Annotated in this window: 8 protein-coding genes; 4 read left to right on the top strand and 4 right to left on the bottom strand. The window is 67.7% G+C overall.

What is annotated here, in order from left to right:
• Positions 1 to 52 precede the first annotated feature (52 nt).
• Positions 53 to 796 carry a FadR/GntR family transcriptional regulator gene (locus tag GC106_RS49525; RefSeq protein ID WP_312873150.1) on the top strand — a complete coding sequence of 248 codons (744 nt, stop codon included), beginning with the start codon at positions 53 to 55 and terminating at the stop codon, positions 794 to 796.
• Positions 797 to 813: 17 nt separating this feature from the next.
• Here the strand turns inward: GC106_RS49525 and GC106_RS35720 are convergent, their stop codons facing one another.
• Genes GC106_RS35720 through GC106_RS35710 form a run of 3 tightly spaced genes read right to left on the bottom strand, consistent with a single transcriptional unit; the run spans position 814 to position 5685 of the window.
• Positions 814 to 1377 (bottom strand): DJ-1/PfpI family protein, encoded by a 564-nt coding sequence (locus tag GC106_RS35720; protein ID WP_173139745.1) that lies wholly within the window; start codon positions 1375 to 1377, stop codon positions 814 to 816.
• A gap of 53 nt (positions 1378 to 1430) precedes the next feature.
• On the bottom strand, positions 1431 to 4280 hold the full coding sequence (locus GC106_RS35715; protein WP_173139743.1) for a glycosyl hydrolase family 95 catalytic domain-containing protein: 2850 nt from the start codon (positions 4278 to 4280) through the stop codon (positions 1431 to 1433).
• Positions 4281 to 4323: 43 nt separating this feature from the next.
• Positions 4324 to 5685 (bottom strand): extracellular catalytic domain type 1 short-chain-length polyhydroxyalkanoate depolymerase, encoded by a 1362-nt coding sequence (locus GC106_RS35710; RefSeq protein ID WP_312873149.1) that lies wholly within the window; start codon positions 5683 to 5685, stop codon positions 4324 to 4326.
• A gap of 494 nt (positions 5686 to 6179) precedes the next feature.
• On the opposite strand from GC106_RS35710, the gene GC106_RS35705 reads away from it, so the two are divergent.
• From GC106_RS35705 to GC106_RS35695, 3 genes are all read left to right on the top strand, one after another.
• Positions 6180 to 6866 (top strand): FadR/GntR family transcriptional regulator, encoded by a 687-nt coding sequence (locus tag GC106_RS35705; RefSeq protein ID WP_173139740.1) that lies wholly within the window; start codon positions 6180 to 6182, stop codon positions 6864 to 6866.
• Between the two features lie 431 nt (positions 6867 to 7297).
• Positions 7298 to 9364: a family 43 glycosylhydrolase gene (locus tag GC106_RS35700; RefSeq protein ID WP_173139738.1), complete on the top strand. Its 2067-nt coding sequence runs from the start codon at positions 7298 to 7300 to the stop codon at positions 9362 to 9364.
• 21 nt (positions 9365 to 9385) lie between these two features.
• Positions 9386 to 11704: a beta-L-arabinofuranosidase domain-containing protein gene (locus tag GC106_RS35695; RefSeq protein ID WP_173139736.1), complete on the top strand. Its 2319-nt coding sequence runs from the start codon at positions 9386 to 9388 to the stop codon at positions 11702 to 11704.
• 227 nt (positions 11705 to 11931) lie between these two features.
• Here the strand turns inward: GC106_RS35695 and GC106_RS35690 are convergent, their stop codons facing one another.
• On the bottom strand, positions 11932 to 12372 hold the full coding sequence (locus GC106_RS35690; RefSeq protein ID WP_173139734.1) for a hypothetical protein: 441 nt from the start codon (positions 12370 to 12372) through the stop codon (positions 11932 to 11934).
• Between the last annotated feature and the right edge of the window lie 390 nt (positions 12373 to 12762).

Genomic DNA, 12762 nt, shown 5'->3' with positions numbered 1-12762 from the left:
CCTCTGATGAGTCACACTCTTCCGAGGCGGGTCCGGAACAGAGGAGGCATAGGTGGACAGCGTATCCGCGGAGGAACAGCACGCCGGTTCGTACAAGCCGGGTTACGAGACGGTGGCCGAGCGGATCCTGGAGCTCATCGCCGAACTGCGACTGCAGCCGGGTGACCGGATGCCCACCGAGAACGAACTCGCCACCCGGCTGGGCTCCAGCCGTACCGTGGTACGGGAGGCAGTCAAGATCCTCTCCGCGATCGGCCGGGTCCGGGCCCAGAAGGGCCGGGGGCTCTACGTCGCCGACGACGACGGGATGCTCGGCCCGGCACGATGGAACGGGTTCTTCCTGCCCACCGACCTCGACCACGTCTACATGCTCTTCGAGTTCCGCCGGTTCCAGGAGACCGCCGCCAGCCGGCTCGCGGCGACCCGCGCGACTCCAGCGGAACTGCGCGCCATCGAAACCGCCGCGGAGACCTGCCGGCAGGGCCACCTCACCGGGCAGGCCGCGCTGTTCGACCGCGGCGACGACGACTTCCACCTCGGCATCGCCGCCGCGTCGCACAACCACTTCCTGGTCGCCTCGGTGCGCGAGGCCCGCCGCCTGCAACGCCAGTCCAGCACCATCGGCCTGCACGGCACCGTCGGCGGCCACGCGGATGAGGCCATCAAGGAGCACGCCGCGATCTACCGGGCGATCCGCGACGGCGATCCGGAAGCGGCGGCGCAGGCCGCCGCTGTGCACCTGGACAACACCCTGGAGGACTACCGTCGCGAGATCCAGCGCCGCGTCTTCGGCTGACCTCCTCCGCAGGCCCGTCAAGCCGGAACGTCCGCCTTCTCCAGCACCTGCATGAACGCGCGCGACCACTCGGGCAGGTCCGGCCAGCCGCGACAGGACACCATCGCACCGTCCACCACGTCCGGTCCGTCCACGAACGTGGCACCCGCCTGCTCCATGTCGGCCTTCAACGGCGGGTACGCGGCCGTGGTGCGACCGCGCAGCAGTCCCAGCGCCGCGGGCACCTGCGGGCCGTGGCAGATGGTGCCGACCGGCAGCCCGTGCTCGAAGAAGTGCCTGACGATCCGGGCCACGTCCTCGTCCAGCCGGATGTACTCCGGTGCCCGGCCGCCCGGGATCACGAGTCCGTCGTAGTCCTGGGGATCCACGTCTTTGAACGCCAGATCCACGGGCAACTGGTGGCCGGGCTTCTCGGTGTAGGCGTCCCAGCCCGGCTCGAAGTCGTGGACCACCAGCTTCACCGCGCGCGTCGTGGGCGCGGCCACGATCGCCTCGTGACCACCTTCCCGCAACCGGAACACCGGGTACATCGAGTCGAGCTCCTCAGCGGCGTCGGCCGTCAGAACCAGCACTCGTGCCATGCTCACTCCTTCCTTGCTCACTGGGTGAAACGCTTCCCAGCACCACCTTGCCGCTAGGACCGTTGGAGGTGGAACCGCTGGTTGGCCGCGCCGGTGACGGTCCACTGCGAAACACGGGCGCCGTCAGCGGTCGACGTGTTCCACACGTCCATCGCCAAGCCGCTCTGCCGGTTGACGAGGCTGACCACGCCGCCGCCGTGATCGACCACCCGCCATTGCTGGTTCGTGGCGTTGGTGTCCGGCTGCTGGGTGATGTCGGCGCCGGTACCCGAACTGGCGACCTGGAGCACCAGACCGCTGTGCCGGGCCCGGACGCGGTAATGGCCACCACCGGAATCCACGAAGTCGAACTGCTGGTTGGCAGCACTGGTGGCCGACCACTGGATCAGCGTCGCGCCGGCGGCCGTGGACGCGCCGTTGATGTCAAGGGCCTTGCCGCTGTGGGCGGCCGTCAACCGGTAGTACACGCCTGGCTCAGGATCCGAGGGCGGCGGCCCGACGGCCGTCGCGCGGTAGGTGTGGCCCGCCTGGACGGGAAACTCGATCAGGTCGGACTCGATCCGCTGCGGCTGGATCTGGGCGCCGCTGGTTCGGTCATGCAGCTCGTAGCCACCGGCGAACATCCGGCTGCGGACGCGGACAGTGCCGTCGCGGTCTGGCGTGACGGACAGCTCCGTGGCCCGGCCCGCGCTCCACGCGGCGCCGACCGTGTATCCGCCGCGCCCGCGCAGGCCCTGGACATTCCCCGTGGGCCACGCCGACGGCAACGCGGGCAACAGGTGCAGCTCACCGTTGTGGCTGTGCAGCAGCATCTCCGCGATGCCGGACGTCGCGCCGAAGTTGCCGTCGATCTGGAACGGCGGATGCAGGTCGAACATGTTGGGCGCGAGCCTGTCCGGGGTCACGAGGTACCGGATCAGGTCGTGTGCCCGGCCGCCCTCCTCCATCCGTGCCCAGTAGTTGATCTTCCAGGCGAGCGACCAGCCGGTGCCCGCGTCGCCGCGCAGTTGCAAGGTCCGGCGAGCGGCCTCGAACAACTGGGGCGTACCGCGTTTGGTGATCTGGTTGCCGGGATGCAGGCCGTACAGGTGCGAGATGTGCCGATGGCCCGGCTCGGTCTCCACCCAGTCGTGCAGCCACTCCTGGATGTTCCCGCGCGAGCCGACCTTCATCGGGGCCAGCCGGTTACGAGCGGCCACGACCTGTCCCCGGAACTCGGTGTCCACACCCAGCACCTCGCTGGCGCGAGCGCAGCCGTCGAACAGGTCACGCAGGATCTGCATGTCCATCGTGGGCCCCGCACAGACACTCGCGTTCGCGTGGTGCGCCAGCTCCGGCGAGTTCGACGGATTGGTGACCAGGTAGCCCAGGCCCGGTTCGGTGACCAGGGTGTCCAGGAAGAACTGGGCCGAACCCTTCATCGCGGGATAGTTGGCGCGCAGGAAAGCGACGTCGCCGGTGAACCGGTAGTGGTCCCAGATCATCGTGGCCAGCCAGGCGCCGCCGGTCTGCCACATCCCCCAGAACGCGCCGTCGACGACCGACGATCCCCGCCAGGCGTCGGTGTTGTGGTGCGTGACCCAGCCGCGGGCGCCGTACTGCACCTGGGCGGTCCGGGCACCGGTCACCGTGAGGTCGTTGATCATCCTGAACACCGGCTCGTGGCATTCGGCGAGGTTCGTCGTGTCGGCGGGCCAGTAGTTCATCGGCAGGTTGGCGTTGAGGGTGTACTTCGAATCCCACGACGGGGCCATCTGGTCGTTCCAGATGCCCTGCAGGTTGGCCGGCTGAGTGCCGGGCCGCGAGGAGGAGATCAGCAGGTACCGGCCGTACTGGAAGAGCAGCACGGCGAACTGCGGGTCGTTCGTGTTGTTGTGCTGGGCGATCCGGACGTCGGTCGGCTGGTCGGCCGCCGAGGTGCGGCCCAGGTCCAAGGTGGTGCGCCCGAACAACTTCTGGTAGTCGGCCACGTGCCGGGCTCGGAGAGCGTCGTACGCGGTGCCCTGCGCGGCGTTGAGGTGCCTGCGGGCGATGCCCTGGTAGTCGCCGTTGACGTTCCGGTAGTCGACATAGCTCGTGCCGATCGAGATCAGCAGCGTCACACTGTTCACATTGGACACTCGCAGCGTGCCGCCCGAACTGGTGGTGCTGCCGCCCTCCGCCACGGCCTTGGCCAGTGCGAGGAACCGCACGGAGCCGGCGATGCCCCGCTGGTCACCGGAACGGCCGTCCAACGCGATCGTCGTGCTGTCCGGGCTGGACGCCGTGGCACGCTGCGGGGTGCTGAACGAGGCCGTGAAGGAGACCGAGCCCGGCGTCTCGGCGGTCAGGCGTACGGCGATCACCTGATCCGGAGCGCTGGCGAAAACCTCACGCCGGTACCGCACGTTGTTCGCGACGTAGGTCACGACCGTGGTGGCGGTGGTGAGATCCAGCCGCCGCTGGTAACCGGACACCCCGCCGGCGGCCGGAAACGTGAGCCTGAGATCGCCGACCGGCTGGTACGCCAGCTGGCCCGCCGGGTTGCCGAGCATCGTCTGGTTGATCAGGTCCTGTGCCTGCGTCCACTGGTTCGCGAACACCAGGCGCCGGATCTCCGGCAGGGCTCCCGCGCCGCGCGGGTTGCTGTAGTCGTGTGGGCCGCCGGCCCAGACCGTGTCCTCGTTGAGCTGCAGCCGCTCGGTGTCGGTATTGCCGAACACCATGGCCCCGAGCCGCCCGTTGCCGATCGGCAGCGCTCGGAGCCAGTCCGTGCCAGCCGGCTTGTCGTACCACAGGGCCAGATCGTCGGCCGCCTGTAACGCCGTTGGGCGTGCGTCCGCCACCCACTGGCCCGGCAACAGCACGGCTCCCGCACCCGCCGCGCCGAACTTCATCGCCTGCCGTCGCGTCACATCCGGCATGTCGATCCTCCACTGGTCCTTGCTGTGCGGGCGCTGACCGGACTCATGTGCGGGCCCATCGCTGATCGCTTTGTCCGTCGCAGGTCGCCAGCCGTACCGGGGCGCCGTTGGCTGTGGAGGCACCTACGACCTCCAAGCACAGTCCTGACTGCGTTCCGGTGACGGAACCGTCGGCGCCGAGGCGCCACTTCTGGTTGGGCCCGCCGTGGCATGTCCAGATGATCACCGCCGTGCCCGCCGCGGTCCCGCCGCCTTCGGCGTCCAGACACCGCAGCGAATCACCGGCGTAGACGGTCAGTTCATCGGCCGCGGTATGGCTCCAGATCTGGTTGGGCCCGCCGTGGCAGTCCCAAATCTGCAGCCGTGTGCCGGCCGTCGTCGCCTGCCCCGGCACGTCCAGGCACTTTCCCGCGCCCACGGCACGCAACGCTCCGCTGCTCCCGCCCCCGGCGCCGCCGTCGAGGCCGAGAAACGAGATGGCGTAGGCGAGCATTCCGGGCTGTGGCAGGGTGTGGCCAGTGCCGGAGATGCTGACTCCCTCCACGGTGGCCCGGACACCGGTGTCGCCATAGCGGGTACGCGTCCATGTCGACTGTGGACGGTCGGTGAAGGACGGGGACTGACTCAGGCCGTGCAGGGCGGTCCACTGCTTGATCGCCTCGGCGAAGTTGGGATACGCCAGCGTGGTGTCCTGAGTTCCGTGCCACAGCTGCATCCGCGGATAGGGCCCTTGATAGCCGGGGTGCATGGACCGAGCCAGATCGGCCCACTCCTGCGCGGACTTGCGGACGTTCCCGCCCGCACACTGACTGTTCCACAGCGAGCCGTCGGTGGTGGCGAAGCATCCGGCCGGTACACCGGAGAAGGCGGAGCCCGCGGCGAACACGTCGGGGTACTGGGCGGCCAGCACGTTGGTCATCATGGCTCCCGAGGAGAAGCCGCTGACGACGATGCGGGCCGGATCGACGGCGTACCGCTGCCGGGCCCACGCGACCATCGACATGATGCCCGTGGAGTCGCTGCCGCCTCCGCGGGTCAGACCGGCCTTTGTGGACACGTCGAAGCAACGGCCGTCGCGAGTCGCCTCGGGCAGGACGACGATGTACCCGTACCGGTCGGCCGCGGTCACGAAATCGCGTCCGTTGCCGTTGTAGACCCCGCTGGCCGACCCACCGCAGTAATGGACGAGCACGAGCAGGGCAGGCTGGGATGCCAGCCTGTCGGGCACGTGGACGTACATGTTGAGGTTGGTGGGATTGGCGCCGAACCCGGTGATCCTGGTCAGCGTGGCGGCCTCTACCGGTCGGGCCGTGAGGACCACAGCCCCGCCCACGAGCGACAACGGCAACACCGCGGCCAGCAGGGCGTACAGCATTCGTCTGAGGAACGCAGCAGCGAGTTTCACCATGACGTCCTTCAGTGCAGGGAAGAACTGAGGCTATGGCGTCGTCAGCGCGTAGCGCTGAGGGATGACCGCACCGAGTGCGTGGGTGGCATTCGCGGCGGGACCACAGCCCACAAGCCACTTCCGGCCGTCCGGGCTGTTACTCACCTTGGGCGTTAGCGCTAACACAACCGTGCGCGAAGCAGGATGGAGCGCTCATCTCGACGAGTCGCAGCGGTCTGCCGCCATTCCATTGTGGACTCCTTTGTCCGTCCGCGAGCGACGACCACACCGGCACTCGACACACCGATCGCCGGGCGGTCCGGTTCTGTCGCGGCTGGCCCACTCGACCGACCAGGGCCACAAACAACATATGTATGTATAGAGCAGATGCGCACATCCGTCCAGCCCCAGATGTGGCGTGCGAGAAGTACAGACGATCTCGGCACGACGACGTGGGATGTCACCGTGCCCGTCGATTGCAGACATCATATGTCTGGCCTACGGTCGGCAGGGTGTCACTCACTGACGAGGCGATCGCGCGCATCCGGTCGCTCATCCAGTCCGGCGAGCTGCCGCCCGGCTCGAAACTGCCGCCCGAACAGCAACTCGCAGCACAGTTGGGCATTTCCCGCAGCCCCATGCGTGAGGCGGTGAAGGCCTTGGCCGTCGCACGGGTCCTCGACGTGCGCCGCGGCGACGGCACGTACGTCACCAGCCTCGCCCCCGCCGTGCTGCTCGAAGGACTCAGCCTGGCGGTGGAACTCATGCAGGGCCACACGTTGCTCGAACTGACCGAAGTGCGCAGGCTGTTCGAACCGATCGCCACCGGGCTCGCGGCCGACCGGGTGACCCCCGACAGCCTCGCCGAGATCCGCGGCCATCTCGACGCGATGCACGCCGTGCGCGACGACGTCGAGTTGCTCAACCAGCACGATTCCGCATTCCACCGCGCGGTTGTCGCGGCAACCGGCAATGAGGCGCTGACCACGCTGCTCGACGGAATCTCCAGCCGCACGCTCCGTGCGCGGGTATGGCGCGGAATGGTCGACGCCAACGCCGCGGACCGCACCCTCGCCGAACACGAGGCGATCTACGCGGCGCTCGTCGACCGCGATGGTGTTCTCGCCCAAGCAACAGCCCTCATCCACATCAGCACCACCGAGCGATGGCTGCGTCAGGTCCACGCCGCACAACAGTGACCGCACGGTTCAGCGATCGAAAGTTTCGACGTCAGCCTTACATTCCATAGTAGACAGTCGCGGCAGTTGATCGTCCAGGCGCCAGGCCGGTTGCGAGACGTGCGACTTGTCTTGACTATCAGGAAGTCGTCGTCCAGAGTCTAGAGCAAGCCCGGCCGGGGTTACCTGCACCTGGAACCCCTGACCTCGCCCACCCATGAGCCGATTCGCGCCTGCACGACGAACGGACGACTATGTTAGCGCTAACACTACGGCCCGGCGCACCACAGGTGCCGCGGGCTGAACGGCTGACGAAGCTCCTGGCGCCCGCGATGGCCCGGTGTCGTCCGAAACAGCGTTGCCGCCACCACGCTTTCTGACCACCCACAACAGCCGTCTGTCGACACCGAGAGGCGCTCGTTGCTTCATCCCTTGGCTGGAAGGAGATACCGATGTCCGCCGTACAGCGACGTGGCTGGCGGTCAAGGCTGGCGTTGACACTGGCAACGGTCCTGGCGAGCGGTTTCGTGGCCGCGCTGGGTGCGACTCCGAGTTCGGCGGCCACAGTCGACACGAGCGCGTGGTACGTCCTGGTGAACCGTAACAGCGGCAAGGCGTTGGACGTCTACAACTTCGCCACCGGCGACGGCGCCCGGATCACCCAGTGGACCCGCGGCGACGGCACCAACCAGCAGTGGCAGTTCGTCGATTCCGGCGACGGGTACTACCGGCTGAAGTCCCGCCACTCGGGCAAGGTTCTCGATGTCGCCAACCGGTCCACCGCGGACGGCGCCGGCATCGTCCAGTGGGCCGACGGGAACGGCACCAACCAGCAGTTCCGGCTCAGCGACTCCGACGGCGGACACGTCCGCCTGATCAACCGCAACAGCGGCAAGTCCGTCGAAGTGCAGAACGCGTCCACAGCGGACGGTGCCGCCATCGTGCAGTACACCGACTGGAACGGCGCCAACCAGCAATGGCGGCTCGTCCGCGTCGGCACCGGCGACTGGCCGCCGTCGACGCCGTACACGAACCCGGTTGTCTGGCAGGACTTCGCGGACATCGACATCATCCGCGTCGGCGACACGTACTACGCGACCTCCTCCACCATGCACTATTCCCCCGGCGCCCCGGTCCTGCGCTCCTACGACCTCGTCAACTGGGAGTTCGCCGGGCACGCGGTCCCCCGCCTGGACTTCGGGTCGAAGTACGACCTCAGCGGTGGCCGCGGCTACGTCCGCGGCATCTGGGCCTCGACCCTCAACCACCGCCCCAGCAACAACACCTTCTACTGGGCGGGCTGCATCGACTTCGACAACACCTACATCTACACGGCGAGCACCGTCGAAGGGCCGTGGACCCGGCACGCCACGATCGACAACTGCTACTACGACGCCGGTCTGCTGATCGACGACAACGACACGATGTACGTCGCCTACGGCAACACCACGATCAGCGTCGCCCAGTTGTCGGCCGACGGGCGCAGCCAGGTCCGCGCACAGCAGGTGTTCAGCACGCCCTCCAACGTCGGCACGTTGGAGGGAGCCCGCTTCTACAAGCGCAACGGCAGCTACTACATCTTCCTGACGCGCCCGGCCAACGGGCAGTACATCCTGAAGTCCGACAACGGACCGTTCGGCCCGTACACCATGCGGCAGCTCCTGCTCGACCTCCCCGGCCCGATCCCGGGCGGGGGTGTACCGCACCAGGGCGGGCTCGTGCAGACGCAGAACGGCCAGTGGTACTACATGTCCTTTGTGGACGCCTACCCCGGCGGCCGGGTGCCCGCTCTCGCGCCGATCTCCTGGAGCTCGGACGGATGGCCCGTCCTGCAGACCGTCAACGGCACGTGGGGCGTGAACTACCCCTACCCGAACGTGCCCAAGCCGCCGCGGGCGGTCAAACCCCTCACGGGCACCGACACGTTCACAGGCACCACCCTTGGGCCGCAATGGGAGTGGAACCACAACCCGGACAACACCCGTTGGTCGGTCAACAATGGCCTGCGGCTGCAAACCGCGACGGTCACCAACGACCTGTACTCCGCCCGCAACACCCTGACGCACCGCATCCAGGGGCCTACGTCGACGGCGACGATAGAACTGGACTACGGCGGCATGCGTGACGGCGACCGCGCCGGGCTGGCCATGCTCCGCCAATCGTCGGCGTGGATCGGGGTCAAACGCGACAACGGCGGCACACGGGTCGTGATGACCAACAACCTGACCATGGACAGCAACTGGAACACCACAGGTACCGGCACGGAAGCCGCGAGTGCCACCGTGTCCGGTGGCCGGATCTGGCTACGCGTCCAGGCCGACATCCGTCCCGGGGCGAACCGGCAGGCCCGGTTCTCCTACAGCACGGACGGAGTCACCTTCGCCGCACTGGGCCCCGCCTTCACCCTGAACAACGCCTGGCAGTTCTTCATGGGCTACCGCTACGGCATCTTCAACCACGCCACTCAGGCCCTCGGCGGCGCGGTCACCGTCCGGCGCTTCGATCTGACCACGCCGTAATCCGCGATCCTTGGGAGAACAATGTCGTCCTCACCGTTGAACCGGCGGAAGCTCTTTCAGGCCCTGGGCGTCGCCGGTGTCGCCGGCGCCGCGCCGGCGCTGTTCACCACGCCCGCGCAGGCGGCCGCCGTTCCGCCGGTCCGCGCGGACATCGGGGTCTCGGCCCATCCCTTCGACCTCGGCGAGGTCCGGCTCACCGCGGGCCGCTGGCTGGGCAACCAGGACCGTACCCTGTCCTACCTTCGATTCGTCGACGTCAACCGGCTGCTGTACACCTTCCGGGCCAACCACCGGCTGCCGACCAACGGCGCCACGCCGCTCGGCGGCTGGGAGGCGCCGAACTTCCCGTTCCGCACCCACAGCCAGGGGCACTTCCTCACGGCGTGGGCGCAGGCCTGGGCAGTCCTGGGTGACACCACCTGCCGCGACAGAGCGAACCACATGGTCGCCGAACTGGCCAAGTGCCAGGCCAACAACGCCGCGGCCGGTTTCAGCGCCGGCTACCTGTCCGGGTTCCCGGAGTCGGACCTGGACGCCCTGGAAGCGGGCACGCCCAAGGCCGTCTCCTACTACGCCATCCACAAGACGCTGGCGGGCCTGCTGGACGTGTGGCGGTACATCGGCAACACCCAGGCGCGTGACGTGCTGCTCCGGTTCGCCGGCTGGGTGGACTGGCGCACCGGGAGGCTGTCCTACAGCCAGATGCAAACCGTGCTGCGAACCGAGTTCGGCGGGATGAACGCCGTGCTGGCCGACCTGTACCAGCAGACGGGTGATTCCCGCTGGCTCGCCGCGGCGCAGCGGTTCGACCACGCGGCCGTCTTCGACCCGTTGGCCGCAGGCCGTGACCAGCTCAACGGTCTGCACGCCAACACGCAGGTTCCCAAGTGGATCGGTGCCATTCGTGAGTACAAGGCCACCGGCACCACGCGATACCGGGACATCGCCCGCAACGCCTGGAACATCACCGTCTCGGCGCACACGTACGTCATCGGGGGCAACAGCCAGGCCGAGCACTTCCGTGCCCCCAACGCCATCGCCTCCTATCTGCACACCGACACCGCCGAGGCGTGCAACACGTACAACATGCTGAAGCTGACCCGGGAACTCTGGCTGCTCGACCCCAACGACGCCGGCTATTTCGACTACTACGAACGTGCGCTGCTCAATCACCTCATCGGCCAGCAGAACCCGAACGACAGCCACGGCCACATCTGCTACTTCACCGGACTGAACCCCGGTCACCGCCGGGGCAACACCGGGCCTGCCTGGGGTGGTGGCAACTGGAGCACCGACTACGGCACCTTCTGGTGCTGCCAGGGCACGGGCCTGGAGACCAACACCAAGCTCGCCGACTCCATCTACTTCCACAACGGCACGACCCTGACGGTGAATCTCTACACGCCGTCGGTCCTGACCTGGTCGGCCCGCGACATCACGGTCACCCAGACCACCAACTACCCGGCCGCCGACACGACCACCCTCACCGTCAGCGGCAACGTCGGCGGCTCCTGGACCATGCGCCTGCGCATCCCCGGCTGGACCAGCAACGCGACTGTCAGCGTCAACGGCGTGGCCCAGAACATCACGGCCACTCCCGGCAGCTACGCGAACCTCACCCGGACATGGACATCCGGCGACACAGTCACCCTCCGCCTGCCCATGCGGGTGATCATGCGGCCCGCCAACGACAATCCGAACGTCGCGGCGGTCACCTACGGCCCCGCCGTCCTGGCAGGCAACTACGGCAACACCGCGTTGAACCGGCTGCCCTCGCTCAACGTCAACTCCATCACCCGCACCAGCAACTCGTCGCTCGCCTTCACCGCCACAGCCGATGGGACCACCGTGAACCTCGGTGCGTTCCACGACGCCCACGGCTACAACTACACCGTTTACTGGAGCGTCGGTGGCGGCGGCTCCACGAGCTACCGGCTCGTCAACGCGGCCACCGGCATGGTGCTCGGTATCCGGGACATGTCCCTCGCGGACGGTGCCATGGCCCTGCAGTGGCACGACTCCGGCACCCCTGACCACAACTGGCACCTGATCACCGACGGCGGCAACGTCCGGATCCGCAACCTCAACAGCGGCAAGGTCCTTGGCGTGGAGAACATGTCGACCGCGGACAACGCCCGTGTCCTGCAGTGGTCCGACACGGGCACCGCCGACCACAAGTGGACTCTGATCGACAACAACGACGGCACGTACAAGATCCGGAACGTCAACAGCGGCAAACTCCTGGGCATCCTCAACGGCTCCAGCAGTGCCGGTGCCCAGGCCGTGCAGGACTCGGACAACGGGTCACCCGACAACCGCTGGCGGCTGGTCGCCAACTGAACCCGCCGTAGACAGGCTCGGACGCCCGCCGGGAAACCTTCCGGGCACCCGAGCCTCGGATCAACGTGCTTCAGCCGGGCGGATACGACCCTGAACGCTGTCGCGCGGCGGCGTTCCGTCCGCCCACGCCTTGATGCCGCTGCCCGTTCTTCAGCAGGGCGGTAGCAGCGGCGATGGCCTGTGCGCGGAGCACGCTCATGGCTTCCACCGCCTCCTGGCGCGCGAAGTCATTCGTAGAGGTCCTGTATGCGGCGTTGATCGTCCACGCCGCCGAGCCAGTCGTCGTACGCGGCGGCCCACTTGTTCTCGGCGGCGCGGTCTTCGGCGGTGGGCTGGTACCACCGCAGGCCGGTACGCATCGTGAGCAGGTCGACGACGTAGGCGGAGATGTCCACCTGGTCGTGCTCGGACAGGCCCTTGCCCGGCGTGCGAAAGCCTTCGTCGGTGACGTGACCGACGAGTTTGCACACCTCCTTGCGGCCGATGCCGAGCGCGCCGATCAGCCGCAGCCGGAGGCCGAACACGGTGGCGACATGGGGATACCGGTTTTTCGGTTGTTCGACTTCGGTGAAGGTGCAGTTCAGTGCCCGCCCGACCCGGGTGGCCACTTGCTCCTGCGTCTCGCCGGTATCCACGCGCACGTCGAGACAGATCACCTGTCGCCTCATCTGGTCCCCTGCGATGGTCGCCGTGTGCGCCGGCCCTGGACGCGCGCCGACATCCTAGCCCCGCTCCGGACGCGGAGACCGGCATCCGCTGCGACTGACACCCGGCGGTCACGACCGGCACCGGGCGAGGCGCCACCATTCAAGTCCATTTGGACTATGGTTCGCCCTGTCCAATCACGACGCACTGGCGTGCGGCGCGCGCAATTGCCGGGCGGCGAACGGCGCGACGACGGAAGTCGCGACAACGAATACCGTTTGCCCGTTCTGACGATGTTGCACTTTTATACACGCGACATTTCACTTTTATGCCATCGCACTTCCCCGCCGAGGACAGACAGCGGGTACGGTCGAGGAAAACCGCTGTTCACGTGAAGGTTCTCGGGAGGCAAC

It is taken from the genome of Kibdelosporangium persicum (assembly GCF_013280595.1).
Classification (GTDB): domain Bacteria; phylum Actinomycetota; class Actinomycetes; order Mycobacteriales; family Pseudonocardiaceae; genus Kibdelosporangium; species Kibdelosporangium persicum.
The sequence above is the reverse complement of the archived record's forward strand: the minus strand, read 5'-3'. Positions and strand labels throughout refer to the sequence as shown.

Excerpts from the sequence above, each read along its gene's own strand:
- GC106_RS35720 (WP_173139745.1), bottom strand. The coding sequence starts at position 1,377 with ATGGCACGAGTGCTGGTTCTGACGGCCGACGCCGCTGAGGAGCTCGAC.
- GC106_RS35715 (WP_173139743.1), bottom strand. The coding sequence starts at position 4,280 with ATGCCGGATGTGACGCGACGGCAGGCGATGAAGTTCGGCGCGGCGGGT.
- GC106_RS35700 (WP_173139738.1), top strand. The coding sequence starts at position 7,298 with ATGTCCGCCGTACAGCGACGTGGCTGGCGGTCAAGGCTGGCGTTGACA.
- GC106_RS35695 (WP_173139736.1), top strand. The coding sequence starts at position 9,386 with ATGTCGTCCTCACCGTTGAACCGGCGGAAGCTCTTTCAGGCCCTGGGC.
- GC106_RS35690 (WP_173139734.1), bottom strand. The coding sequence starts at position 12,372 with ATGAGGCGACAGGTGATCTGTCTCGACGTGCGCGTGGATACCGGCGAG.